Consider the following 25,363-nt stretch of genomic DNA (forward strand, 5'->3'; position numbering starts at 1 on the left):
GGGTAGGGGCACGACGGCGATCAATGCGTCACGGCCTGCGACATGCGCACGGGCCGCTTGCCCCCATCCCGGCCTTCCCCCGGAAGGGGAAGGAGAAATACCGGGAGGTCGTCAGTCGATCTTGTCGGTGTCGAGCTTGAAGTCGCGCGTCTGGAAGCCGGAGGCCGTGTCCGGGCCGTACCACTTGATGAAGATCTTCTGCGCTTCGCCCGACTTCTCGAGTTCGCGCAGCGTGTCGTCCACCACGGCCTTCAGGCCGGCTTCGCCCTTCTTGATGCCGATGGCCAGCGACTCGGTGCTCAGGTTCTGCTTGAGCACCACGTACTGCGCCTTCTGTGGGCCGAGCTTGGCGTAGCTGCGCAGCAGCGCGGCCTCGTCGTCCACGTAGCCCACGCCCTTGCCCTGCTGCAGCGCCTGGAAGGCCTGCTGGCTCGTGTCGAAGGTCACGACCTCGGCGGTGGGCACGGCCTTGCGGATGTTCGGCTCCTGCGTGCCGCCGCGGATGGTCAGCACCTTCTTGCCGCCGAGCTGAGGTACTTCGGTGATGCCGCTGTCTTTCTTCACGATGGCCTTCTGGCCGGTCACGAAGGTGGTGAGGGAAAAGTCGATCTGCGCCTCGCGCTCCTTGTTGTGCGTGAGGCCGGCGGCCACCAGGTCGACGTGGCCCTGCTGCAGCTCGGGAATGCGCGCGGCCACGGCGATCTGCTTGAGCACCGGCTTCACGCCGATCTTCTTGGCGATGGCATTGGCCAGGTCGACTTCGTAGCCGACGATCTGGCGCGTCTTCGGGTCGATGAAGGTGGCGGGCTCGTCGGTGCCGAGCACGCCGACCACGAGTTCGCCCTTCTTCTTGATGTCGGCCAGCTGGTCGGCATGGGCGACGGTGCCGAGCAGGAAGGTGGAAGCGGCGACGGCCGCGGCGAGCAGTGTGTGGCGCATGGTTGTTCTCTCTGCGGAAGGAAATTCCGGGCCGAACCATAGCAATAAAACCCAGGATCATTAAATCGTCAATCGACATATGTATATGGGTAAGCTGAACGCGGCCGCGGCAGGCTGGGGTAAATTCGCGGCGCGAAAAATGCGCTCCCGTCGTTTTTCGCGGTTCCTCTTTCAGCGAGCTCCTCATGATCATCAAACCGCGCGTGCGCGGCTTCATCTGCATTACGACCCACCCCACGGGTTGCGAAGCCAACGTCAAGCAACAGATCGACTACGTCAAGGCCCAGGGCCCCATCGCGGGCGGGCCGAAGCGCGTGCTGGTGATCGGCGCATCGACCGGCTACGGCCTGGCCGCGCGCATCACCTCGGCCTTCGGCTGCGGTGCCGACACGCTGGGCGTGTTTTTCGAGCGTGCCGGCAGCGAGACCAAGCCCGCATCGCCCGGCTGGTACAACACGGCCGCCTTCCATAAGGCGGCCACGGCCGAAGGGCGCTATGCGAAGAGCATCAACGGCGATGGTTTTTCCGATGCGGTGAAGCAGCAGACCATCGACACGATCCGCGCCGACCTCGGGCAGGTCGATCTTGTCGTGTACAGCCTGGCCGCGCCACGGCGCACGCACCCGAAGACCGGGCAGGTCTTCAATTCGACGCTCAAGCCCATCGGCAAGGCCGTCAACCTGCGCGGCCTGGACACCGACAACGAGGTCGTCAAAGACTCGGTGCTGCAGCCCGCCACGCAGGAAGAGATCGACAACACCGTGGCCGTGATGGGCGGTGAAGACTGGCAGATGTGGATCGACGCGCTGCAGCAGGCCGGCGTGCTGGCCGATGGCGCCAAGACCACGGCCTTCACCTACCTGGGCGAGCAGATCACGCACGACATCTACTGGAACGGCTCCATCGGCGCTGCCAAGAAAGACCTCGACCAGAAGGTGCTCGGCCTTCGCCAGACGCTGGCCGCGAAGGGCGGCGACGCGCGCGTGTCGGTGCTGAAGGCGGTGGTCACGCAGGCCAGCTCGGCCATCCCGATGATGCCGCTGTACCTGTCGCTGCTGTTCAAGGTGATGAAGGCAGAGGGCACGCACGAGGGCTGCATCGAGCAGGTGCATGGGCTCTATGCCGAAAGCCTGTACGGCAATGCACCGCACATCGACGACGAAGGCCGCCTGCGCGCGGACTACAAGGAGCTGGCGCCGCAGGTGCAGGCCCGCGTGCAGGAACTCTGGGGCCAGGTGACCAACGAGAACCTGTACGAGCTGACGGACTTTGCCGGCTACAAGACCGAGTTTTTGCGGCTCTTCGGCTTCGCCGTCGAGGGCGTGGACTACGAGGCCGACGTGAACCCCGACGTGGGCATTCCAGGCCTCATCCAGGTCTAGCAAGCCTGCGCTGGGATACTCCCTGCCATGCAGATTCAAGAAAAACCGCCCGCCGGAACCCCTTTCGAGTGGATCGGCGGCGAACCCAAGGTAGAGGCACTGGTCGAGCGCTTCTACGACCTGATGGACCTCGAGCCGGCCTACGCGCAATTGCGCGCGGTGCATGGCACCAGCCTCGACAACGCACGCCAGCGGCTGTTCTGGTTCCTGTGCGGCTGGCTCGGCGGCCCGCAGCATTACACCGACCGCTTCGGCCATCCGATGCTGCGTGCGCGCCACATGCCCCAGGCCATCGGAGGCCACACCATCGGCATCAAGGAGCGCGACCAGTGGCTCGCCTGCATGGACCAGGCCATGGGCGAGACCGAAGTGCCCGATGCATTGCGCGAACGCCTGCGCGGTTCGTTCTTCCAGACGGCCGACTGGATGCGCAACCGCGGCGAATAAGCAGGCACAACCAGACAACGACTTCGAAAGACTGTTCTCCATGAGTTCCATCGTCATCATCGGCGGCGGCCACGCCGCTGCCCAGCTTTGCGCGGGGCTTGCCGAAGCCGGGCAGGGCGCGCGCGTGCACCTGGTCTGCGAGGAGGCTTGCGAGCCCTACCACCGGCCGCCGCTGTCCAAGGCGTTCCTGAAGAGCGCCGAGGAAGCAACGCAACCGCACAAGGCCGCCGACTGGTACCGCGAAGCCGGCATCACGCTGCACCTGGGCGATGCCGCCGTGGCCATCGACCGCGAGGCCCACACCGTCACGCTGCGTTCCGGCGCTGTGCTGCCCTGGGAGCGGCTGGTGCTGGCCACCGGCACGCGCGCGCGGCAGATGCCCGAGCTGAAGCCGGGGCTGGAGAACGTCGCCAGCCTGCGCGCCGCCGACGAGGCGCATCGCCTGCGCACGCGGCTCGCTTCGGCCGAACGGGTCACGGTGCTCGGCGGCGGCTTCATCGGGCTCGAAGTGGCGGCCACCGCCAAGGCGCTCGGCAAGTCGGTGCAGGTGATCGAAAGCGCGCCGCGCCTGCTGGGCCGTGCCGTGTCGCCCGAACTCTCGGCGCATGTGCTCGCCACGCACCGCGCGGCCGGCATCGACATCGTGCTGGGCGCGCAGGCCGGTGCGTTCGAGGTGGAAGGCGATCGCCTCGCATCGATCCAGGTCAACGGCGCGAAGCAACCGGTGGACCTGCTGCTGCTGGGCATCGGCGCGGTGCCCGAGACGGCGCTGGCGCAAGCGGCCGGCCTCGAATGCGCCGACGGCATCGTGGTCGACGGCCACATGCAGACCAGCGCGGCCGACGTGCTCGCGGTGGGCGATTGCACGCGCTTCCCCGATCGCCGCGCGGGCCGCGCGCTGCGGCTCGAATCGGTGCAGAACGCCAACGACCAGGCACGCACGGCCGTGGCCACGCTCACCGGCGCGGCACGCACGCACGATGCGGTCGCGTGGTTCTGGTCCGACCAAGGCAGCATGCGCCTGCAGATGGTCGGGCTGATGCCTGCCGAAGGCACGCCGGGCCTGACCAGCGTGCGACGCCCGGGGCCCAAGCCCGATGCGTTCTCGCTGTTCCATTACGTCGATGGGCAGCTCGTGTGTGTCGAATCCGTGAATGCGCCGGTCGACCACATGATGAGCCGCAAGCTGCTCGAAGCCGGCCGCAGCCCCGACCCGGTGGCCATTGCCGATGCGTCAATACCCCTGAAGAACCATCTGTCGTAGGCACGCCTCAGGTCAGGGCCAGTTCACTATCCTGTCACTCGGCTTTCAGAGACTTCGTCTTCCTCAAATTTGCAGGGAGATCCCTCGATGAAGAAAGCAGTGGCCGCGTCGCCTTGGCGCCTAGCCCCCATGTCCGCCTGTGTCGCAATCCTGGCCGCCGCGCTCACCGCCTGTGGTGGCGGGGGCAGCAGCGGCCCGATTTTTCCGCCGGTCGCACCGGCGCCGAATCCCCCGGCACCGCCCGCGCCGGCACCGGTGGCCGTGGGCACGCGCACGACGGTCGCATTGCTGGAGACCACCGACCTGCACTTCAACGTGCGCAGCTACGACTACTTCAAGCTCGCTGAAGACAAGTCGTACGGCTACGAGCGCACCGCCACGCTGATCAACGCGGCGCGCAAGGAGTTTCCGAACACGGTGCTGCTGGACAACGGCGACACCATCCAGGGCACGGCGCTGGCCGACTACGAAGCGCTGGTGAGCCGCATTCCCTGCACCCAGCCGCTGTCGATCTACAAGGTCATGAACGCCTCGGGCTTCGACGCCGGCACGCTGGGCAACCACGAGTTCAACTACGGGCTGGACTTCCTCAACCAGGTGCTGGGCGGCGGCCTCGACGTTGACGGTGTCGACGGCTCCAAGAAGTGCGCCGGCCCGACCTTCCCGATGGTGCTGGCCAACGTGCAGAGCATCAAGAGCGGCAAGCCGCTGATTGCGCCCTACACCATCGTCACCAAGCAGTTCACCGCGACCGACCCCGACGGCAAGGCCGTGACGGTGCCGATCAAGGTCGGCGTGATCGGCTTCACCACGCCCGGCATCCTGAACTGGGACAAGCGCTTCCTCGAGGGCAAGGTGAGCACCCAGGGCGCGGTGGAAGCGGCCAACAAGTACATCCCCGAACTGCGCGCCAAGGGCGCGGACATCGTGGTGGCGCTGCAGCACGGCGGCCTCGATGCCTCGCCCTATTCGCCGACGATGGAAAGCCCCGGCCTCTACCTGTCGAAGGTGCCGGGCATCGACGCGCTGATGATGGGCCACCAGCACGGCACCTTCCCCGATCGCGGCACCAACCCGGGCTACAAGCAGGCCGGCGTGGACAACAAGGCCGGCACCGTCAACGGTGTGCCGGCCGTGATGGCCAGCTCGTGGGGCAAGGCGCTGGGCCTGATCCGGCTCGACCTCGTGTACGACGGCAAGACCTGGAGCGTGGACAAGACCAAGACCAACGTCGAGCTGCGTTCCACGCAGACCGGCAAGGACAGCACTGGCAAGTTGACCTACGTCGATGCCGACCCGAGCGTCGCACCGCTGGTCGAAACCCAGCACCAGGCTGCGATCGCCTACGTGAAGACGCCGATCGGCAGCACCGACTTCCGCATGAACACCTACTTCGCGGACGTGGGCGACCCGGGCGCGATCCAGATCGTGAACCAGGCGCAGGCCGACTACGTGGCGGCCTACATCCAGGCCAACCTGCCGCAGTACGCGAGTCTGCCGGTGCTGTCGGTGAGCGCGCCCTTCAAGTCGGGCTATGAAGGTGGGCGCGACTACACCGACGTGGCCGTGGGCAACCTGGCGATCTTCAACGCGGCCGACCTGTACCTGTACCCGAACACGGTGTATGCGGTGAAGGTCACGGGCGCCGAGATCAAGGGCTGGCTCGAAGCTGCAGCCAAGCGCTTCAACAAGATCAGCACGTCCGCGACGGCGAACCAGGAGCTCATCAGCACCTTCCCGGGCTACAACTTCGACATGTTCACGACGCCGGACATGCAGTACGAAATCGACGTGACGCAGGACGTGGGCAGCCGCATCAAGAACCTGATGTACAAGGGCGCGGCCATCGACCCGGCGAAGGAGTTCGTCATCGCGACGAACAACTACCGTGCGACGAGCGGTGCGAGCTTCATTCCCGCGCTGGACGGACGCGCGACGATCTATGCCTCGCCCGATGCCAATCGCGATGTGCTGATCGCGTACATCAAGGCCAAGAAGACCATCACGCGCGCGACCAACGGCGCGGCACGCAGCTGGCGCTTCACGCAAGTGACGACGGCGGGCAACGTGGTGTTCAGTTCGGGCCTGGGGCAACTGAACGCGGCGACGGACGCGGGCCTCACGAACATCTCTGTGCTGGTGGCGGATGATGGCAAGGGCCGGTCGGTCTACAAGCTCGACCTGAGCAAGTAACCCGCTTGACTCCCTCCCCTTCGGGGGAGGGCAGGGGTGGGGGCGCGACGGCCTTGCCGTAGGCATGGCACCTGTTCGAAGGCCTGCCCCCATCCCAACCTTCCCCCAAAGGGGGAAGGAGCAAGACTCAGCGACGCACGGGCGCCAGAAGCACCACGAGGGCTCCCGCGCCGCCTTCCGCCGGCTTGGCCTGCACGAACGCAATCACCTCGTTCTTCTGGATCAGCCAGCGTTGCGTCTTGGTCTTGAGCACCGGCTGCTTGCCGGGCGAGCCCAGGCCCTTGCCGTGCACCACGCGCACGCAGCGCAACCCCTGCTTGTGAGACGTGCGGATGAAGCCGCCGAGGGCTTCGCGCGCCTCGTCGCTGCGCATGCCGTGCAGGTCGACCTGGGCCTGGATCGACCAGTCGCCCTTGCGCAAACGCGCGGTGATGTCGGTGCCGATGCCGGGGCGGCGAAAGCTCATGGCGTCGTCGACGTCGAGCAGCGTGGTCACGTCGAATTCGTCGGACAGCGACTCGCGCAGCACGCGCTGTTCGTCGAGCTGGTGCTGCACCGGGATCGGCGCGGGCGGTTCGGGCGACAGCGGCACGGCGGCCTTGCGGCGCAGCGGCTCGGTGGCGCCGATGGCACGGGTGAACAGGTCTTTCTCGGCGGCGCGCTTGCGTTCGGCGGCCGCCTTTGCCGCCGCCTCCGCCGCTTCACGCTCGCGGGTTTCGGCCAGCACGCGCTGCACCTGCTTGAGGTCGGCCAGGTTCTTCAATGAGGGCGCACGCGAAGCCATCAGAGCAGCCCCCTTTCTGCCATCGAGAAGCTCTGGCCCGGGCCCACGATGATGTGGTCGAGCACGCGGACATCGACCAGCCCCAGGGCAGCCCGCAGCGTCTGCGTGAGCGATTCGTCGGCGCGCGAAGGCGCGATGCTGCCACTCGGATGGTTGTGCGAGAGCACCACGGCCGCGGCCTGGTGGTGCAGGGCGCGCGTGACCACCTCGCGCGGGTAGACGCTGGTCTGCGTGAGCGTGCCGCGGAACATTTCTTCGAGCGCGATCAGGCGGTGCTGCACGTCGAGGAACACCACCGCGAACACCTCGTGCGGACGCGAGCCGATGTGCAGCTGCAGGTACTGCTTGACCGCCTCGGGCGAGTCGAACACCGTGCGCTGCCGGAGCTTTTCGCCCATGGCGCGGCGCGCCAGTTCGAGCACCGCGATCAGTTGGGAGCGCTTGGCGTCGCCGCCCATGCCCTTGATGGTCTTGAGGTCGTCGGCACGCGTGTGCAGCAGCCCCGAAAGACCGCCGAAGCGTTCGAGCAGGTGCTGTGCGAGCTGCAGCACGTTCTTGCCTGCCACGCCGGTGCGCAGCAGCAGTGCCAGCAGCTCGGCGTCGGCCAGCGCGGTGGCGCCCCGCGCGATGAGCTTTTCGCGCGGGCGGGCGTCGATTGGGAGATCCTTGAATGCCATGAAACCCTGCTGAAACCTTGGTGGACGCGGGTCGAAGCCCCGATCCTTAAAATGAGGCCCAGTTTATCGGGACACCCACCTTGTCTTTGCCCACCTCTGATGCCTCCATGTCCCATGTTGTGACTTCCGGCTCCTTCCTGACCCTGCACTACCGGCTCGCCGGTCCGGCGGGCGACATCATCAACACTTTCGCCGACAAGCCTGCGACCCTGTCGCTCGGCACCGGCGAGCTTTCGCCTGCCATGGAGCAGCGCCTGCTTGGCCTGGAAGAGGGCACGCACGCCACCTTCGAGCTGCCCGCCGGCGAGGCTTTCGGCGAGCGCAATCCCGACATGCAGCAATGGGTGGCCAAGAAGCTGCTCGCGCAGATGGGCGACCCCGACGAGCAGTACGCCACCGGCGACGTCGTGCAGTTCCCCACGCCCGACGGCACGGGCAGCTATGCGGGCGCGGTGATCGAATCGAACGACACGGCCGTGCGCTTCGACTTCAACCATCCGCTGGCCGGCCAGCCCGTCACCTTCGAAGTGAAGCTGATCGGAGTCCTATGAATTCGGACATCTCGGAAGTCCTCCTGGCCGAGCCGCGCGGCTTCTGCGCCGGGGTCGACCGCGCCATCGAGATCGTCGAGCGCGCCATCGCGAAGTTCGGCGCGCCGATCTACGTGCGCCACGAGATCGTGCACAACACCTATGTGGTGAACGAGCTCAAGGCCAAGGGCGCGATCTTCATCGAGGAACTGTCCGATGTGCCGCCCGGCGCCACGCTGGTGTTCAGCGCACATGGCGTGAGCAAGGCGGTGGAGCAGGAGGCGCGCGACCGCGGCTTCGAGATCTTCGACGCCACCTGCCCGCTGGTGACCAAGGTGCACGTCGAGGTGGCCAAGCTCGCGAAAGAGGGCTACGAGTTCATCATGATCGGCCACAAGGGGCACCCCGAGGTCGAGGGCACGATGGGCCAGTTGTCCAGCGGCATCCACCTGGTGGAAGACGTGGCCGACGTGGCGACGGTGTCGCCGTTGCAGACCGACAAGCTCGCGGTGGTCACGCAGACCACGCTCAGCGTGGACGATGCGGCCGAGATCGCCGCCGCCGTGCGCGCGCGCTTTCCGAACGTGCGGGAGCCCAAGCAGCAGGACATCTGCTACGCCACGCAGAACCGCCAGGACGCGGTGAAGATCATGAGCCCGCAGGTCGATCTCGTGATCGTGGTGGGCAGCCCCACCAGCTCCAACAGCAACCGGCTGCGCGAGTTGGCCCAGCGCCTGGGCACCGAAAGCTACATGGTCGATTCGGCCGACGAACTCAAGCCCGAGTGGTTCGAGGGCAAGGCGCGCATCGGCCTCACGGCCGGCGCCTCGGCGCCCGAGGTGCTCGTGCGCGAGGTGATCGACCGCGTGCGTGCGCTCGGCGCGGTGTCGGTCCGCAAGATGGACGGCATCGAGGAAACCATCAAGTTTCCGCTTCCCAAGGGCCTCAAGCTCGACGACATTCCGCCCCCTGGGCACATCTCTTGAACACCATGAACACAACCAATTGGCGCTCTGAAATAGATAGCGCCACCCGTAGGCTGCGCGAGCGTGCCGGCAATTTTCTGCGTGAAACGCCGCTCTGGAAGCTGCCGGCCGCCGCGTTCGGCATCGCGGTGCCGGGCGTTGAGGTCTGGCTCAAGCTCGAGCACATGCAGGTCAGCGGCAGCTTCAAGGCGCGCGGCATGATGAACCGGCTGCTGGCCAACGACGTCCCCGAAAGCGGCGTGGTCGTGGCCTCGGGCGGCAATGCCGGCATTGCCACCGCCGCCGCCGCCAAGGCGCTGGGCGTGCGCTGCCAGGTGTTTTTGCCCGGCGTGTCACCCGAAGCCAAGCGTGCCCGCCTGCGCGCACTGGGCGCCGAAGTGGTCGTGGTCGGCGAGCTGTACCCCGATGCACTGGCCGCCTGCCTGACGCGCCAGAAGGAAAGCGGCGCCTTGTTGACCCATGCCTACGACCAGCCCGAAGTGGTAGCTGGCGCGGGCACGCTGGGCCACGAGATCGAAACGCAGGGCGACCTGCCCGATTCGGTGCTGGTGAGCGTCGGCGGCGGCGGCCTGATCGGCGGCCTGGCCGGCTGGTTCGAGAAGCGCGCCCGCGTGGTCGCACTCGAACCCGAGAAGGCGCCCACCTTGTTCCGCGCCCGCGAGGCCGGCGAGCCGGTTGACGTCGACGTGGGCGGCATTGCGGCCGATTCGCTCGGCGCGCGCCGCATCGGCGCCATCGCCTGGGAGATCACCCAGCAGCAGGTGCAAGACGCGTTGCTGCTGTCCGACGAATCGATCCGCGCCGCGCAACAGTGGATGTGGAAAGAGATGAAGCTCGCCGTCGAGCCCGCCGCCGCGCTGCCGCTGGCGGCGCTGCAGACCGGCGCTTATGTGCCGCGCGAAGGCGAGAAGGTGTGCCTGATCGTCTGCGGCGCGAACGTCGATCCGGCCACCGTCGCCTGATCGCGTGGGCAGGGTGGGGCGCGGTGGGTGCCGCGCCCACCTAAAATCGGCCGATGCTCGACATCACCCTGCTCCGCAAAGACCTGGCCTCCGCTGTGGCCGGCCTCGAAAAACGCAAGAAGAACCAGCCGTATCTCGACGTGTCGGCGTTCAGCGCGCTCGAAGCCGAGCGCAAGACGCTGCAAACCCGCACCGAAGAAATCCAGGCGCGCCGCAACACGCTGAACAAGCAGATCGGCCCGCTCAAGGCCAAGGGCGAATCGGTCGATGCGCTGATGGCCGAGGTCAACGCGCTCAAGGCCGAGCAGGAATCGCAGTCCAAGCGCCTTGAGGAAATCCAGCCCGAACTGCACGCGTTGCTGCTCGCGGTGCCCAATCTGCCGCATGCCAGCGTGCCGCTCGGTGAAGACGAAACCGGCAATGTCGAAATGCGCCGCTGGGCGCCGCAAGGCGGCGCTGGTGCCGACGCCAAGCCATTGGCCTTCGCCGCGAAAGACCATGTCGATCTCGGCGCGCCGCTGGGCCTCGACTTCGAGATGGGCGCCAAGCTCGCCGGCTCGCGCTTCACCGTGATGAAGGGGCCGATCGCCCGCCTGCACCGCGCGCTCGCGCAGTTCATGCTCGACATCCAGACCGAGAAGCACGGTTATGCCGAGTGCTACGTGCCTTACATCGTCAACGCCGCCACGCTCAGCGGCACCGGCCAGTTGCCCAAGTTCGAAGGCGACTTGTTCGCCGCGAAAAAGGGGGGCCAGGACGGCGAATCCGCGCCCGATCATTCGGCGCTGTACCTCATTCCCACCAGCGAAGTGCCGCTGACCAACTTCGTGCGCGACGAGGTGGTGGCCGAGTCGCAACTGCCGATCAAGCTCACGGCCCACACGCCGTGCTTCCGCTCCGAAGCCGGCAGCGCGGGCCGCGACACGCGCGGCATGATTCGCCAGCACCAGTTCGACAAGGTCGAGATGGTGCAGATCGTCCACCCCGAGAAGAGCTACGACGCGCTCGAGCAGATGACCGGCCACGCCGAGGCTGTGCTGCAGGCGCTGGAGCTGCCGTACCGTGTGGTGCTGCTGTGCACCGGCGACATGGGCTTCGGTTCGACCAAGACCTACGACCTCGAAGTCTGGCTGCCGGCGCAGAACACCTACCGCGAGATCAGCTCGGTATCGAACTGCGAGGCCTTCCAGGCGCGCCGCCTGCAGGCCCGTTTCAAGAACGCCCAGGGCAAGAACGAACTCGTGCACACCCTCAATGGTTCTGGCCTGGCGGTGGGGCGTACGCTGGTCGCCGTGCTGGAAAACCACCAGAACGAAGACGGCTCGATCAACGTGCCCGCAGCGTTGCGGCCGTACATCGGCGGCGTCGAAGTTTTGCGCGGTTGAGGCCCCGGGGCTTCAAAAAGCGGAATTTCATCCGCTATAATCAGAGGCTCGACAGCACCGGAGAGGTGGCAGAGTGGTCGAATGTACCTGACTCGAAATCAGGCGTACTAGCGATAGTACCGAGGGTTCGAATCCCTCCCTCTCCTCCAAGAATGGCCCCGCAAGGGGCTATTTTTTTGCCTGTTTGCACCGAATCCCCCGACGGCTCCGGGTCGGTGCGGGCATTTCAAGGCCGTCCGGCCGTGACGTCTCCCGACACCTGCGCGATAACCCTGCTCATGCGCCGCACAAGTTCATCTGCCTGTTCGACCGGCATCCCCGCATAGCCAAGCACAAAGCCGTTGTAGTGCGCGCTACCCGTGCCTGGAAGGCAGAACGGGCTCAGCGGCCGCAGACCCAACCCTTGCGCCCGCGCCGCACGGCTGACGGCCACGTCCGTCACCGGCGCTTCGAGCCGCACTGACAGGTGCATGCCGCCCGCGCCGCCGGACACGGTGACGACACCCTGGAGGTGCCGCGCCAGCGCCGCCTGTAAGGCCTCGCGGCGCCGGGCATAGAGTTGCCGCATGCGGCGCAGGTGCAGCGTGAACTGGCCGCTTTCGATGAAGTCCGCCAGCGCGGCCTGTTCGGCGAGCCGGCCGCGCATCCCGGCGGCGGCGATCGCGCCCAGCAACGCCGGCGCCACCGCGGTGGGCACGACCGTGAAGCCCAGGCGAAGCGCGGGAAACAGCGTCTTGCTGAAGGTGCCGACGTAGACCACCGGCGCGTGCGCGTCCAGCCACTGCACGGCAGACAGCGGAACGCCATCGCTGCGGAATTCGCTGTCGTAATCGTCTTCGATCAGCCATGCGCCGGTTTCGCGCGCCTGCCGGATCAGCGCCAGCCGTCGTTCGAGGCTCATCATGGCGCCCAGCGGGTACTGGTGCGACGGGGTGATGTAGATCAGCCGCGGAGGCGTGGCGCGCCAGTCCTCCGCACGCGGTGCCAGGCCTTCGCTGTCGACGGCGATGGGAACCAGCCGGAGGTCGGCGGCCTGGAATGCGGCGCGCGCACCGGGGTAGCCGGGGTTCTCGATCCAGGCCGTGTCGCCCGCATCGGCCAGCGCGCGGGCGCACAGTTCCAAACCGCCCTGGGAGCCATCGGTAATGAAGACCTGCTCGGCCGCGCAGCGCACGCCGCGTGACACGCGCAGGTACTGCGCGATCGCCTCCCGCAGCGGCAGATGGCCTTGCACGGGCGCGTAGTTCAGCTGCCGCGCATCGGTCTGGCGCCAGGCCCGTTCCATGCAGCGCCGCCAGGCGGTCAGCGGAAACTCGTCCAGCGCGGGCGTGCCCGGCCACAAGGGCAACGGACGGTTCGCGTCGTCCTGTTCGCCTTGCAGCGCGATCGCGCGGCGCGCGAGCCTGGGTGTGGGTGGAGGCACTGCCTCGTGCGCGTTGCTGGTCTTGCCGTGTGTCAGCCCAAGGTGCGCGACGAGGGTGCCGTGGCGGGAGCCCACCAGGAAGCCTTCCGCGGTCAGATGCTCGTAGGCGTAGAGCACGGAGTTGCGGGCCATGTCGAGTTCATCGGCCAAAGTCCGCGTGGACGGAAGCCGCGCGCCTTCGGCGATCCTGCCGCCAAGGATCGCCCACCGGAGGCAGGCGTACAGCCGGTGTTGCCGGGTGGCAGGGCCTTGCGGGCCTTCGCGTGCGAACGCGGCGAGCAGGGCGCCGTAGTCCATGGTGGCTCCATCAATCAGGGCTTGGGTGGGTCTATGCATGATGCCACGGGGTGTCTAAGGTCGCGGTGTCCGGCCCCTTCGATTCCGCCATCGCATGACCACATCCGCCACCCCCTCCGTACACGACACCGCAGTCCGCGCGCCCGAGTCCGCCGTCGATGCATCGACGAAGCCTTCGCGCCTCGCGATCTGGCTGCTGGGCACCGTGGCGATCGTCTGGGGCATCAACTGGCCGGTCGGCAAGGCCACGCTCGCGTACCTGCCGCCGATCTGGACCGTCGCGCTGCGAACGGGCGTGGGCGCCCTGGCCGTTCTCGTGCTGTGCCTGCTGACGCGGCGGCTGGTGCTGCCGCGCCGCGGAGACATCCCGGTCATCCTGAGCGTCGGCGGGCTGCACATGACGGCGTTCTCGGTGCTGTGCAGCGTGGGCCTGGCGCACGTGTCGGCCGGCCGCTCGGTGGTGCTGGCTTACACGACGCCGCTGTGGGTCGTGCCGGGTGCGTGGCTGCTGCTGGGCGAGGCGCCCACGCGCCGGCGTCTGCTCGGTGCGGGCCTGGGTCTCGCGGGGTTGTTGCTGATCTTCAATCCGCAGACCTTCGACTGGCATGACCGGCGTGCGGTGATGGGAAATGCGGCGGTGCTGCTGGCGGCGTTCTGCTGGGCTGGGAGCATCCTCTACGTGCGCGCGCACAAGTGGGTGACGCCGCCTTTCGAGCTGGTGTTCTGGCATGCGCTGCTGGCCAGTTGCTTGCTGCTGCCGATGGCCTTGGCGACCGAAGGCGTTCCGCACATCGAATGGAATCCGGCATTGGTGTCGCAACTGCTTTACGGTGGCCTGTTCGGCATTGCACTGGCCTCGTGGGCGATGACCACGGTCAACCGCATGCTGCCGGCAACCACGACATCGCTCGGTCTTCTGGGCGTGCCGGTGATCGGCATCGTCTGTTCATCCGTGGCGCTGCACGAGCCGCTCAGCGTGGCCTTGCTGGCGGCGCTGGCGCTCATCCTCGGCGGTATCGCAATGGGAATGGGGCGCGGCGGCAAGGCCTGATCGCCGCCCGTGCATGTCCTTCAGCCCGGCTTAAGGTTGCCTGGCGATACTCGGGTGGACGGTCTTCTGGCGCTGGTAGAGGTCGCTTCGGCACCCGCTCACAAGAGTGGTTCCTCGAAGCCGGAGGTCGTCACGAATACTTTGCGGCCGAGTCTGTGACCCGGCCGCGCAGGCACTTCAGGCGCGGGCCTGCGCCATCTCCCCAAGCCACACGGGTTCGTTCGACGTGTCCGGAAAGCCGGACGCATTCGCCGTGCGAGGGTGGCCATTCATGAGGTCGTGGCCGTGGTGTGCGTGATGCGTGTGCGCATCGTCATCGCCCAGTAACGTCGTCGCCAGATGGCGCAGCTCGTAGCCCCGCCCGTACACCGAGTGCAGCACGAACTCGCTCTCCTTGTGCAGCGACAGCTTGCGGCGGATGTTGGCCACGCAGCAGTCGAGCACGCGGCTCTTTCTTTCGATCCGGGCGTCCACCCACAGCGAGGCCAGCAGCCAGTCGCGCTCGAGCAGCCGTCCGGCATTGCGGAACAGCAGCAGCGCAAGTTCGAATTCGCGGGGCTTGAGCCGGATCTCGGCGCCCTTGTGGATCACCACGCGCCGGCTTCCCAGGAACTGGTAATCGCCGAAGACCGCGCTCACGGCCTGCGGGTGCAGCAGCGTCTCGTTGCGCCGCAGCGATTCGCGCACGCGCAGCTCCAGTTCGAAATCGTCGATGGGCAGCACCGCGAAGTCGATGTGCGCCCCCGGCGATTCATTGCCCGCCGCCGAGAGCACCGCGATCAGCAGGTCCCGTTGCGATGCATTGGCCACGAGGCAGATCGGAATGCGCAGCGCCTTGCACATGGCCGTGAGGATCGGCCACTCGCCTTCGTCCTTGAGCATGATGAGCAGCAGGCCGAACTGGCTGCCGCCGGTCACGGCCAGCAGAAAGTCCGCGCTGGTGTCGAACGAGGCCGGCTCGCAGCCCATCAGGCGCAGCCTGTTGCCCCACGTGACCTGCTGGGCTTCGTCGCAACCGACCAGCGCGATCTGGCGCGAGCCCTGGGCGCCGCTCATGGCTGGAACCCGCCCGGCATGGCCACGTCGTTCAGGGGCACTGGCTTCGCAAGAGGGTTCTTCATGTCGATGGCATCCATGCGTTGGTGGTTGTGGAACGAAGGCACAGGAACGAACGGGTCAGCGGTCGCCGGCGCGCGGCAGCTTCCAGCCGATGCCGGCATTGAGGCCCCAGTCGCTGCCGGTGGTGGCCACGGCCATGCCCCAGGCCATCCGGCCGTCTTCCGACAGTGCCTTGAAGCCGAGGCTGGTCGCGGTGTGGCTCTTGTAGGTGCCGACACCCAGGCCGATGGTTTTCTCGCCGGGGTGGAGCGTCGGCACGTAGGCGGCCGACAAGGCCACGGCCATCGCCGTGCCGGAGTAGGCGATCCGCGTCACGTCGTTGACGTTGGCGCGCACCTGGTTCAGCTGGCCGACGTTGATCGCATCGTTCGGCAGCAGGCCCGGCGCCAGTTCGTTCGCGAAAGCGCTGGCCTGCAGGCCCGCCGCGGCGAGCGAAAGAACGGTCAGCGCACCGCACCGCGCCAGACGCGCCAGGCGTGCCGGCAACGCGGGCCGTCCGCGCTTGCCGTCGCCTGTCGCGCTGTCGCTGTGTGGAGTGACCATGTCCATGGGCTGAGGAAAAAAATGCGGTGAACCCGCTGGCAACGTGAAGCCGGGCAATCAGCCCGCGGCGAGGCGGGTGCCCGAGCCCACCTGCGTCTTGCGAACGCCGTCGGGCCCGTAGAAGAGTTGTGCGCTGGCCTGCAGGAAGTGCAGCGCCTGCTGCGTGAAATCGAGGTGCGCATAGACCATCGAGCCGTTGCGCATGTTGTGGCTGCGTGCCTCCACGGCCACCACCAGCAGGTCGGCCCAGGCCTTCTGCACGGCCGGGCCCCCGGCAGCCGCCGCGGCATCCGCGCCGGCACGGCCGGGCTCGAAGCCCAGGGCCACCTGCAGGGCTTCGCGCTGCTGGTCGAGCTCGGCCATGCGGTCCAGCAGGTGGGTCTTCTGGCCGGCAATGGCGGCCAGGTCGTTGAAGGCGCCACCCGACATCGCCTTGGCTTCCCGGTCCAGTACGGCGAGAAATTCCGCGATGCAGGACGCTTCCGTGCGCAGGTGGGCCAGCAGTGAATTCATGGGAGTCCCTTCGTGCCCCGCACCGCGGTGCGGGCTGGCTGGGGGGCGGCCCGGCGCTGCGCTCATGCGCCACCCTTCGGATCGAGCAGATCGCGCACGCTGGCCAGCAGGCCGTCGGCGATGCGTTCGGGGCGGATCTCGTAGCGCCCGGCGCGGATGTCCTCGCGGATCGCCGCCACGCGCGCCGCATCGAAGTCGCTGCGGCCCACGGCGGTGGGCAGCGAATGCACGTGCGCGGAGGCCGATGCCGCCTCCTTCGGGCGCTCGACGGCCTCGGCGGCGGCCGGCGACGGGGCCGGGCCGGTCGCCGGCGTTCGGTGAAGGGGCGGGGCCGAGGGGGCGGGTGGATCGATTTTCAAGGTGATTCCTCAGGGGCTGACCCGTATATCGGCAGCGCGGGCAAGAACTTTAGGAATTGCGTGCACGAAGCTTCCGGAGGGGCGGGCGATGGCCTATTGCGTCAGCTGGATCTGTCCCTCTTCGTCGGCCACGCCGCTGATCAGCCGCCCGTCCAGCGTCTTGGCCTGCACCACGGCGCCGACCTTCGCGCCGCTCAGGGCCTTGCCCTCGGTGCTGATGACGAAACCCTGCCCCTGGGCCACCACCTTCACGGCCTGGCCCTGCTGGATGACGGTGACGCCGCGCACCAGCTCCTTGCGGATCGGTGCGCCCGGCGCGATGCGGTTGGCGCTCACCATGCCCACCAGCTCGGCGGCGCTGGTGATCACCGAGCGCGGCAGGCGCGTCAGGTCGCCAGTGCGTTCGGTGACGTCGCCGGCGCCCAGCGGGCGGCCGGTGTCGATCGCGTGCGTGGCCACGAAGTAGCTGCCTTCGACCGACACGCGCGCCTGCACGAAGCGCGTCCACGGCCGCTCCGTCTGGCAACGCACGCCCACCGAGATACGGCCCCACGGCGTGACGCCCGGCGGCAGGAAAACCTCGGGCGCCTCGCACTCGGGCAGCACCGCCGTTCCGCGTCCTTCGAGGCTGATCGTGACCTTGCCCGGCAAACCCGCGCTCTGCACTTGCAGGTACTTCTCGATGGCCGTTCCGGCCGTTCCGGCCGCTCCAGCTGCGTCGGCAGCCGGCGCCGCCGCGAACGCGCATGCCGGTCCCATGGCCGCGACGAGCGCGATCCACACGGTGCGCGGCAGTCGGGTCCAGGGCAGGAAGTGGTTCATCGGATGCGAGAAAAGAGGGGCAAAAATTGCGTTGCGCCAGAAGGAAAAGACACAGTCCGGCGCTACGGAATTCTAGAAATTCGGCCTGCAATCGAAGGTGCGAGCAGCAGGCGAAAACCCCCTTTGTTCGGGCGATTGCAAACGCGCCGCATGCATAGACTTGCTTTCCATCGGTCGCCGCGCCCCGCGCATTGGCGACGCCTCAAGAGATGGAAAACAGATGATCGACAAGCTGGATGCGGCGCTTCGCTTCAACCGCGAAGCCCTCAACCTCCGGGCAGAACGCCAGGAGGTGCTCGCGGCCAATATCGCCCATGCCGACACGCCCAACTACAAGGCGCGCGACTTCGACTTCAGCAGCCGGCTGAACGAGGCCGTCGAGCGCGGGCGCGCGTCGCAGTCGGTGTCGCTGGCCACCACCTCGTCGCGCCACCTGGCCGGTCAGGCGCAGGCCTCGTCCGACAAGGACCTGCTGTACCGCACGCCCCATCAATCGAGCATCGACGGCAACACCGTCGAGATGGATGTCGAGCGCATCGCCTTCGCCGACAACGCGCTGCGCTACGAGTCCAACCTCACCATCATCAACGCCAAGATCAAGTCGTTGCTGTCGGCGGTGCAGCAATAGCGGCCCGCCGCGCCACACGCGACAGCACGGAGCACGCATGCCCATCACCAGCAATTCCATGAACATCTTCAATGTGGCGGGCTCCGCCATGACCGCGCAATCGCAGCGCATGAACGTGACCGCCAGCAACCTGGCCAACGCAGAGAGCGTGGCCGGCCCCGACGGCATGCCCTATCGCGCCAAGCAGGTGGTGTTCGAGGTGGCGTCGTCGGGCAACCGCGACATCGGCGGCGTGAGGGTGGCCGGCGTCATCGAAGACCCGTCGCCCGCCAAGCTGGTGTTCGACCCCAAGAGCCCGCACGCGAATGCCGAGGGCTATGTGGCCATGCCCAACGTCAACGTGGTCGAGGAGATGACCAACATGATCTCGGCCTCGCGCAGCTACCAGGCCAACGTCGAGGTGCTCAACACGGCCAAGACGCTGATGGTCAAGACGCTGACCATCGGCCAGTAAACCCATCTCCAGACACACAGCAACACGCCATGGCCATCTCCGACACCTCTTCCATCAGCGGGCAGAACGCCACGACCGCGACGAACAACAGCAACAACGTCTCGAACGCGGACAGCGAGCAGCGCTTTCTCAAGCTGCTGGTCACGCAGCTGAACAACCAGGACCCGCTCAACCCGATGCAGAACGCCGAGCTGACCTCGCAGCTGGCGCAGATGAGCACCGTGAGCGGCATCGAGAAGCTCAACACCACGCTGGCGGGCCTGGTGAACCAGACCGGTTCCAACCAGGTGCTGCAGGCCGCATCGCTGATTGGCTACAACGTGCTGTCGCCTGGCGACGTGCTCACCACCAAGAAGCCCGAAGACGGCAAGGACACGGCCACGCAGGCCTTTGCCGTGCAGCTGCCCGGCACGGCCGCGGACGTCCAGATCAAGATCGTCGATGCCACCGGCAAGGTGGTGTGCACCATCGACGCCGGCTCCATGAAGGAAGGCGTCAACGCCGTCACCTGGGACGGCAAGGACGACACCGGCGCCGTGGTGCCCGTGGGTGCCTACCGCTTCACCGTCGAAGCCAGCAACGGCGGCGTGGCCGTCAAGTCCACCGCACTGACTTTCTCGCAAGTGGCGGCCGTCAAGCAGGGCGCCACGGGCGTCACGCTCGAGCTGGCCTCGGGCGCCAGCATCGGCCTGGCCGACGTGCGCCTGTTCCTCTGAGTCTCCGAGATGTCCTGCGCGCAAGTGGTTTTTGCAGCCGTCGCGCGGCAGGTCTTTTATCCATCGCATCGAACGCATTGAAGTAAGGATCCATCATGAGTTTTTCCCAGGGCATCAGCGGTCTCGGCGTGGCCGCGGCAAACCTCGACGTCATCGGCAACAACATCGCCAACTCGGGCACGGTGGGCTTCAAGTCCGCCGCCGCGACCTTCCAGGACGTGTACGCCGGCTCGCGCGTCGGCCTGGGCGCCTCGGTGTCGGGCGTGACGCAGAACTTCACGCAGGGCGTGACGCAGTCGAGCAGCCGCCCCCTGGACGTGGCCATCCTGAACGGCGACGGCTTCTATCGCCTGAGCAGCCCCAGCGGCGAAGTCATGTACTCGCGCAACGGCCAGTTCACGCGCGACAAGGACGGCTACATCGTCAACGCCTCGGGCCTGCGCCTGACGGGCTATGGCGTCAACGCCAGCGGTGGCATCAACGGCGGCACGCCGTCGCCGATCCAGATCCAGACCGCGTCGATGACGCCCAACCCGACCGGCAACGTCAACGCCGTGTTCAACCTTGACGCGCGCAGCACGGTGCCCACCAAGACGCCTTTCGCGGCCGGCGACTCCGCCACCTTCAACTACTCGAACGCCATCGGCCCGGTCTACGACTCGCTGGGCAATCCGCACGACGTGGCCGTCTACTTCGTGAAGACCGCCGCCAATACCTGGAACGTGTACGGCACCTCCGACGGCGCACCGCTCAACGCCGGCGCGCCCTTGCTCACCGGCATGACCTTCGACACCAAGGGCGTGATGACCGCGCCGGCGGGCGGCTCGCTGAACATCGGCCCGATCAACTTCGGCAACGGCTCGGCAGCGCTGAGCGCCAAGGTCGACCTGACGGGCACCACCCAGTTCGGCGCCACCAACGGCATGACCAAGCTGAGCCAGGACGGCTACAAGTCCGGCGAGCTGACCTCGTTCTCGATCAACCCCGACGGCACCATCACCGGCAAGTTCTCCAACGAACAGACCAAGCTGATGGGGCAGATCGTGCTGTCCTCCTTCGCCAACCCCAACGGCCTGGAGCCCAAGGGCAACAACGTGTGGGCCGAGACGCTGGCCTCGGGCAACGCGCTCACCGGCACGCCGGGCGAGGGCACCAAGATGGGCTCGCTGGCTTCCGGCGCGCTGGAGTCGTCCAACGTCGACCTGACCTCCGAGCTGGTCAACCTGATCGTCGCGCAGCGCAACTACCAGGCCAATGCGCAGACCGTGAAGACGCAGGACCAGGTCATGCAGACGCTGATGAACATCCGCTGACGCGGCCTTTCTCTCTCTGCACGACTGAACAGATCAGGAGCACCCAGTGGATCGAATGTTGTATGTCGCCATGAGCGGCGCCAAGCAGGCCATGGAACAGCAGGCCTCGGTTGCCAACAACATGGCGAACGTCTCGACGCCGGGCTTCCGCGCGCAGATCGCCAACTTCCGCGCGGTGCCCGTGGCGGGCCAGGAAGCGCCCACGCGCGCCTTCGTGGCCGCCACCACGCCCGGCGCCGACTTCACGCACGGCCCGCTCACCGAGACCGGCCGCGCGCTCGACGTCGCCGTGAGCGGCGAGGGCTGGCTGGTGGTGCAGACCGCCGATGGCGGCGAGGCCTACACCCGCGTCGGCAACCTGCAGATCGGCGCCGACGGCCAGCTCACCACCATGGGCGGACGCCAGGTGGTGGGCGACAACGGCGCGCTGACCGTGCCGCCCGGCTCCGCCGTGACCATTGCCACCAACGGGCTGGTGGGTTCGCGCGATGCAGCATCGACCACGCTCACCGGCATTGCCGAAGTCGGCCGCCTCAAGCTGGTCAACCCGCCGACCACCGACCTGGTGCGCGGCGACGACGGCCTGTTCCGCATGCGCGAAGGCCTGCCGCCCGCCGAGGCCGACGAGGCCGTCACGCTGGTCACCGGCGTGGTCGAGGGCAGCAACGTCAATCCGGTCGAGGCCATGGTGGCCATGATCGCCAACGCGCGCAGCTTCGAGATGCAGATGAAGTCGCTGCAGACCGCCGACATCAACGCGCAGGCGGCCAACAAGCTGCTGGCGTACGGCTGAGCCGCGGCCCACCCGGCACGACACGTCCCGGCATACGCCGCAACACACCCGCAGGACTCTCAAAGAAATGATTCGCTCCCTCTACATCGCCAAGACCGGCCTCGACGCGCAGCAGACGCAGCTCGACGTGGTCTCCAACAACCTGGCCAACGTCGGCACCACCGGCTTCAAGCGCAGCCGTGCCGTGTTCGAAGACCTGGTCTACCAGAACCTGCGGCAGGTCGGCGGCCAGAGCTCCGACCAGACCCGCCTGCCTTCGGGCCTGCAAGTGGGCACCGGCGTGCACGTGGTCGCCACCGAGCGCATCCACTCGCAAGGCAACCTCACCAAGACCGACAAGCCCACCGACGTGGCCATCAACGGCAGCGGCTTCTTCCAGGTGCTGATGCCCGATGGCACCACCTCGTACACGCGCGATGGTTCGTTCCAGACCGACCGCGACGGCCAGCTGGTCACGGCCAGCGGCTTCCCGGTGCAGCCGGCCATCACCATTCCGCCGAACGCCACCAGCATCACCGTGGGCCGCGACGGCATCGTGTCGGTCGTGCAGGCCGGCGGTACCAACACCGTGCAGATCGGCCAGCTTCAGCTCGCGACCTTCGTCAACCCGACGGGCCTGCAGAGCAAGGGCGAGAACCTCTATGCCGAGACCGATGCCTCCGGTGCGCCCAACCAGGTGAACCCCGGCGTCGACGGCGCCGGCGTGCTGAGCCAGGGCTACGTCGAAGCATCGAACGTCAACGTGGTGGAAGAGCTGGTCAACATGATCGCGACCCAGCGCTCGTACGAAATCAACAGCAAGGCCGTGCAGACCTCCGACCAGATGCTGCAGCGCCTGGCCCAGCTGTGATGCAGGGTGCGCGTCTTCTTCATCGCCGCGGTGCCTTCTTGAGGGCGCTGCTGATGGGGCTTGCCACCGTGCTGGCCGCCGGCTGCGCGCAGGTGCCGCGCGAGCCGCTGGTGCACCAGCCGATGACGGCGCGCGCCGATTCCTATGCCGCCAACCAGGTGCGGCGCGCACCCGGCGCGATCTTCCAGGACGGGCCCGGCGCCAATGCGCTGTTCGAGGACCGCCGTCCGCGCAACGTGGGCGACATCCTCACCATCGTCATCAGCGAGAAGGTCAACGCGACCAAGAATTCCGGCGCCAATGCCAGCCGCAGCGGTGGCACCACCGGCGTGTTCGCGGGCATTCCGAAGCTGCTGGGCGGCCTGCTCGACGGGCAGGACACCAAGCTGTCGGGCACCAACACGCTCAACGCCAAGGGCGGCGCCAATGCCAACAACACCTTCAACGGCGTGATCACTGTCACGGTGACCGACGTGATGGGCAACGGCAACCTGCTGGTGAGCGGCGAGAAGCAGATGGGCATCAACCAGGGCACCGAGTTCATCCGCTTCTCGGGCGTGGTGAACCCGCGCACCGTGTCGGGCAACAACACCGTGCCTTCGACGCTGGTGGCCGATGCGCGCATCGAGTACTCGGCCAAGGGCTACATCGACGAGGCGCAGAACATGGGCTGGATGCAGCGCTTCTTCCTGAACGTGATGCCATTCTGAATATGACTTACCCCCAGGCTTCGCGCACTTCGTGTCGCTACTCCCACCCCCTTGCAGGGGGCGATGCCTGCGGCCCGGCCCAGCCGGTTCCGCGGCATTCCACGAATTCTTCGGCTCGCTTGCGCATCGCCGTGGCCCTTGTTTGCGCCGCTGCGTTCTTCACGCCTGTGCATGCGGAGCGGCTCAAGGAGCTGGCGAACATCCAGGGCGTGCGCGACAACCCGCTGATCGGCTACGGCCTGATGGTCGGCTTGGACGGCACGGGCGACCAGACCATGCAGACGCCCTTCACCACGCAGAGCCTGAACAACATGCTGCAGCAGCTGGGCATCACGATTCCGCAGGGCGTGAACATGCAGCTGAAGAACGTGGCGGCCGTCATGGTGACGGCCACGCTGCCTTCATTCGCGCGGCCGGGGCAGAACATCGACGTCACGGTATCGTCGATGGGCAATGCCAAGAGCCTGCGCGGCGGCACGCTGCTGATGACGCCGCTGAAGGGCGTCGATGGCGCGACCTACGCGGTGGCGCAGGGCAACATGGTGGTGGGCGGTGCGGGTGCCGCGGCCAATGGCAGCAAGGTGCAGGTCAACCAGCTCAGCTCGGGGCGCATTCCCGCCGGGGCGCTGGTGGAGCGCACGGTCGAGGCCCCGGTGGGGGCCGAAGGCTCGTTCACCATCGAACTCAACCGCTCCGACTTCGGTACCGCGCAGCGCGCCATGGACGCCATCAACCGGCAGTTCGGCCCCGGCACGGCCGAGGCGATGGACGCCCGCGTGATCCGCGTGCAGGCACCCGAGCCGCAACAGCGCGTGGGCTTTCTCGCACGGCTGCAAGACCTGGAGATCACGCCGACGCAGGCCGGCGCGCGCGTGGTGGTCAATGCGCGCACGGGCTCGGTCGTCATGAACCAGGCGGTGCGCGTGAAGGACTGCGCCGTGGCGCACGGCAACCTGTCGGTGGTCATCAACACCGAGCCGGTGATCAGCCAGCCGGGTGCGCTCTCGGGCGGCAGCACGGTGGTGGCGCAGACCTCGCAGATCTCGGTCAACCAGGGCGGCGGCGCCATCCAGATGGTGCGCGGCGGTGCGTCGCTCTCCGATGTGGTCAAGGGCCTGAACAGCCTGGGCGCGAACCCGCAAGACCTCGTGTCGATCCTGCAGGCCATGAAGTCGGCCGGCGCGCTGAGCGCCGAGCTCGAGATCATCTGAGGCCGCCGCCATGACGATCTCTTCCAACAGCGCGTGGGCCGGCGCCGATGCGGCCAGCCGCAGCGGCGCGCTTGACCAGCGCTTCGCACTGGACGTGCAGGGCGTCGATGCGCTGCGGCGCACCGTGCGCACCTCGCCCGAAGAAGGGCTGCAGCAGGTCTCGCGCCAATTCGAGGCCCTGTTCATGAACATGGTGCTCAAGAGCATGCGCGAGGCCACGCCTTCGAGCGGCCTGCTCGACAGCCAGGACCGGAAGGTCTATCTGTCGATGTTCGACCAGCAGCTCACGCAGAACCTGTCGGGGCGCGGCGTGGGGCTGGCCGAGGCGATGCTCGCGCAGCTGCGCCGCACCATGCCGTCGGGCCCGCCCGATGCCGAGGCGGACGCCGAGATCGGCACCAAGCCGATGTCGCTCGAACCGCGCGGCGGCCTGCCGTACGGGCCGCGCGCGGGCATTCCCCTCGGCTCGGCGCCGAGCGGCCGCGTGTCGACCGCTGCCGACCTGGGCGTCTACCAGATCAACAACGACCGGCGCGCGCCGGCCGCGAATGCATCGCTGCAGGGCCAGGTCGACGAGTTCGTGGGCCGCATGGGCGCATCGGCGCAGGTGGCCAGCGCCGCGAGCGGCGTGCCCGCGCCGCTGATCCTGGCGCAGGCCGCGCTCGAGTCGGGCTGGGGCAAGCGCGAGATTCGCGCCGACGACGGCACGCAGAGCTTCAACCTCTTCGGGATCAAGGCCGACCGCAGCTGGAAGGGCCCCACGGTCGAGACCACCACCACCGAGTACGTCGACGGCGAGCCGCAGAAGGTGCGCGCCAGGTTCAGGGCCTATGCCTCGTACGACGAGGCCTTCACCGACTACGCGCGCTTCATCACCCGCAACCCGCGCTACGCGAATGTGCTGGCGACCGACGATGCGAACGAGGCCGCGCATGGCCTGCAGCGCGCGGGCTACGCCACCGATCCGCGGTACGGCGAGAAGCTGGTTCGCATCATGCAGAAGTTCGGCTGA

General features: G+C 67.4%; 27 protein-coding genes and 1 tRNA gene. 19 read left to right on the forward strand and 9 right to left on the reverse strand.

The features are described from left to right. Positions 1-111 precede the first annotated feature (111 nt). Positions 112-939, reverse strand: coding sequence for an ABC transporter substrate-binding protein (locus BLQ28_RS07945; protein ID WP_093238213.1), 828 nt, complete (start codon positions 937-939; stop codon positions 112-114). A 185-nt stretch (positions 940-1,124) separates the two neighbouring features. On the opposite strand from BLQ28_RS07945, the gene fabV reads away from it, so the two are divergent. The 4 genes from fabV (at position 1,125) to BLQ28_RS07965 (ending at position 6,225) form a co-directional block, all read left to right on the forward strand. Further along, positions 1,125-2,321 carry an enoyl-ACP reductase FabV gene (gene fabV, locus BLQ28_RS07950; protein ID WP_093238215.1) on the forward strand — a complete coding sequence of 399 codons (1,197 nt, stop codon included), beginning with the start codon at positions 1,125-1,127 and terminating at the stop codon, positions 2,319-2,321. Between the two features lie 27 nt (positions 2,322-2,348). Next, positions 2,349-2,768 carry a group II truncated hemoglobin gene (locus tag BLQ28_RS07955; protein WP_093238216.1) on the forward strand — a complete coding sequence of 140 codons (420 nt, stop codon included), beginning with the start codon at positions 2,349-2,351 and terminating at the stop codon, positions 2,766-2,768. A gap of 40 nt (positions 2,769-2,808) precedes the next feature. Continuing rightward, positions 2,809-4,032 (forward strand): NAD(P)/FAD-dependent oxidoreductase, encoded by a 1,224-nt coding sequence (locus BLQ28_RS07960; protein WP_093238218.1) that lies wholly within the window; start codon positions 2,809-2,811, stop codon positions 4,030-4,032. Between the two features lie 129 nt (positions 4,033-4,161). After that, positions 4,162-6,225, forward strand: coding sequence for a bifunctional 2',3'-cyclic-nucleotide 2'-phosphodiesterase/3'-nucleotidase (locus BLQ28_RS07965; protein ID WP_256327259.1), 2,064 nt, complete (start codon positions 4,162-4,164; stop codon positions 6,223-6,225). 127 nt (positions 6,226-6,352) lie between these two features. Here BLQ28_RS07965 and BLQ28_RS07970 read toward each other — a convergent pair whose 3' ends face one another. Together BLQ28_RS07970 and radC are read right to left on the reverse strand one after the other, a co-directional pair. After that, positions 6,353-7,009 carry a Smr/MutS family protein gene (locus BLQ28_RS07970; RefSeq protein WP_093238221.1) on the reverse strand — a complete coding sequence of 219 codons (657 nt, stop codon included), beginning with the start codon at positions 7,007-7,009 and terminating at the stop codon, positions 6,353-6,355. Continuing rightward, complete coding sequence (gene radC / locus BLQ28_RS07975) at positions 7,009-7,686, reverse strand: RadC family protein (RefSeq protein ID WP_093238222.1); 678 nt, start codon at positions 7,684-7,686, stop codon at positions 7,009-7,011. The genes BLQ28_RS07970 and radC overlap by 1 nt, the downstream gene beginning before the upstream one ends. Before the next feature lie 107 nt (positions 7,687-7,793). Here radC and BLQ28_RS07980 point away from each other — a divergent pair, with 107 nt between their 5' ends. From BLQ28_RS07980 to BLQ28_RS08000, 5 genes are all read left to right on the forward strand, one after another. After that, positions 7,794-8,237, forward strand: coding sequence for an FKBP-type peptidyl-prolyl cis-trans isomerase (locus BLQ28_RS07980; RefSeq protein WP_093239384.1), 444 nt, complete (start codon positions 7,794-7,796; stop codon positions 8,235-8,237). Continuing rightward, positions 8,234-9,202, forward strand: a complete 969-nt coding sequence (gene ispH / locus BLQ28_RS07985; protein ID WP_093238224.1) for a 4-hydroxy-3-methylbut-2-enyl diphosphate reductase — start codon at positions 8,234-8,236, stop codon at positions 9,200-9,202. Before BLQ28_RS07980 ends, ispH begins: the two co-directional genes overlap by 4 nt. Next, positions 9,199-10,164: a threonine/serine dehydratase gene (locus BLQ28_RS07990; RefSeq protein WP_093238225.1), complete on the forward strand. Its 966-nt coding sequence runs from the start codon at positions 9,199-9,201 to the stop codon at positions 10,162-10,164. Before ispH ends, BLQ28_RS07990 begins: the two co-directional genes overlap by 4 nt. A gap of 53 nt (positions 10,165-10,217) precedes the next feature. Further along, positions 10,218-11,549, forward strand: coding sequence for a serine--tRNA ligase (serS, locus tag BLQ28_RS07995; RefSeq protein ID WP_093238227.1), 1,332 nt, complete (start codon positions 10,218-10,220; stop codon positions 11,547-11,549). Between the two features lie 59 nt (positions 11,550-11,608). Continuing rightward, positions 11,609-11,698: transfer RNA gene (locus tag BLQ28_RS08000), tRNA-Ser, on the forward strand. A 77-nt stretch (positions 11,699-11,775) separates the two neighbouring features. On the opposite strand, the gene BLQ28_RS08005 is transcribed toward BLQ28_RS08000, so the two are convergent. Further along, positions 11,776-13,269 (reverse strand): MocR-like pyridoxine biosynthesis transcription factor PdxR, encoded by a 1,494-nt coding sequence (locus BLQ28_RS08005; RefSeq protein WP_093238228.1) that lies wholly within the window; start codon positions 13,267-13,269, stop codon positions 11,776-11,778. Positions 13,270-13,363: 94 nt separating this feature from the next. Between BLQ28_RS08005 and BLQ28_RS08010 the strand changes: the two genes are divergently transcribed. Further along, positions 13,364-14,320, forward strand: a complete 957-nt coding sequence (locus BLQ28_RS08010) for a DMT family transporter (protein ID WP_093238230.1) — start codon at positions 13,364-13,366, stop codon at positions 14,318-14,320. A gap of 177 nt (positions 14,321-14,497) precedes the next feature. Here BLQ28_RS08010 and BLQ28_RS08015 read toward each other — a convergent pair whose 3' ends face one another. From BLQ28_RS08015 to flgA, 5 genes are all read right to left on the reverse strand, one after another. Next, the gene (locus BLQ28_RS08015; RefSeq protein WP_093238231.1) at positions 14,498-15,376 is read right to left on the reverse strand and encodes a winged helix-turn-helix domain-containing protein; all 879 of its coding nucleotides are present in this window, start codon (positions 15,374-15,376) and stop codon (positions 14,498-14,500) included. 120 nt (positions 15,377-15,496) lie between these two features. After that, the gene (locus BLQ28_RS08020; RefSeq protein WP_093238233.1) at positions 15,497-15,988 is read right to left on the reverse strand and encodes a YadA-like family protein; all 492 of its coding nucleotides are present in this window, start codon (positions 15,986-15,988) and stop codon (positions 15,497-15,499) included. A gap of 51 nt (positions 15,989-16,039) precedes the next feature. Then, positions 16,040-16,495, reverse strand: a complete 456-nt coding sequence (locus tag BLQ28_RS08025; protein WP_176801047.1) for a flagella synthesis protein FlgN — start codon at positions 16,493-16,495, stop codon at positions 16,040-16,042. A gap of 62 nt (positions 16,496-16,557) precedes the next feature. After that, positions 16,558-16,854 carry a flagellar biosynthesis anti-sigma factor FlgM gene (gene flgM / locus BLQ28_RS08030; protein ID WP_093238234.1) on the reverse strand — a complete coding sequence of 99 codons (297 nt, stop codon included), beginning with the start codon at positions 16,852-16,854 and terminating at the stop codon, positions 16,558-16,560. A gap of 93 nt (positions 16,855-16,947) precedes the next feature. Further along, positions 16,948-17,676, reverse strand: a complete 729-nt coding sequence (gene flgA / locus BLQ28_RS08035; RefSeq protein WP_256327218.1) for a flagellar basal body P-ring formation chaperone FlgA — start codon at positions 17,674-17,676, stop codon at positions 16,948-16,950. 220 nt (positions 17,677-17,896) lie between these two features. On the opposite strand from flgA, the gene flgB reads away from it, so the two are divergent. The 9 genes from flgB (at position 17,897) to flgJ (ending at position 25,363) form a co-directional block, all read left to right on the forward strand. Continuing rightward, on the forward strand, positions 17,897-18,304 hold the full coding sequence (gene flgB / locus BLQ28_RS08040; protein WP_093238236.1) for a flagellar basal body rod protein FlgB: 408 nt from the start codon (positions 17,897-17,899) through the stop codon (positions 18,302-18,304). A 58-nt stretch (positions 18,305-18,362) separates the two neighbouring features. After that, positions 18,363-18,758 (forward strand): flagellar basal body rod protein FlgC, encoded by a 396-nt coding sequence (gene flgC / locus BLQ28_RS08045; protein WP_371126630.1) that lies wholly within the window; start codon positions 18,363-18,365, stop codon positions 18,756-18,758. A 29-nt stretch (positions 18,759-18,787) separates the two neighbouring features. Then, complete coding sequence (locus tag BLQ28_RS08050) at positions 18,788-19,474, forward strand: flagellar hook assembly protein FlgD (RefSeq protein WP_093238239.1); 687 nt, start codon at positions 18,788-18,790, stop codon at positions 19,472-19,474. A 95-nt stretch (positions 19,475-19,569) separates the two neighbouring features. After that, positions 19,570-20,787, forward strand: coding sequence for a flagellar hook protein FlgE (gene flgE / locus BLQ28_RS08055; RefSeq protein WP_093238240.1), 1,218 nt, complete (start codon positions 19,570-19,572; stop codon positions 20,785-20,787). A gap of 46 nt (positions 20,788-20,833) precedes the next feature. Next, the gene (locus BLQ28_RS08060) at positions 20,834-21,580 is read left to right on the forward strand and encodes a flagellar basal body rod protein FlgF (RefSeq protein WP_093238242.1); all 747 of its coding nucleotides are present in this window, start codon (positions 20,834-20,836) and stop codon (positions 21,578-21,580) included. A gap of 67 nt (positions 21,581-21,647) precedes the next feature. Then, positions 21,648-22,430, forward strand: coding sequence for a flagellar basal-body rod protein FlgG (gene flgG, locus BLQ28_RS08065; RefSeq protein ID WP_093238243.1), 783 nt, complete (start codon positions 21,648-21,650; stop codon positions 22,428-22,430). Next, positions 22,430-23,140: a flagellar basal body L-ring protein FlgH gene (locus BLQ28_RS08070; RefSeq protein WP_371126590.1), complete on the forward strand. Its 711-nt coding sequence runs from the start codon at positions 22,430-22,432 to the stop codon at positions 23,138-23,140. The genes flgG and BLQ28_RS08070 overlap by 1 nt, the downstream gene beginning before the upstream one ends. 131 nt (positions 23,141-23,271) lie before the next feature. After that, positions 23,272-24,351, forward strand: a complete 1,080-nt coding sequence (locus BLQ28_RS08075; RefSeq protein WP_305367549.1) for a flagellar basal body P-ring protein FlgI — start codon at positions 23,272-23,274, stop codon at positions 24,349-24,351. A 10-nt stretch (positions 24,352-24,361) separates the two neighbouring features. Further along, entirely contained in the window at positions 24,362-25,363 is a 1,002-nt protein-coding gene (gene flgJ / locus BLQ28_RS08080; RefSeq protein WP_093238248.1) for a flagellar assembly peptidoglycan hydrolase FlgJ, read from the forward strand.

Source organism: Variovorax sp. EL159, from assembly GCF_900100965.1.
GTDB lineage: Bacteria > Pseudomonadota > Gammaproteobacteria > Burkholderiales > Burkholderiaceae_C > Variovorax.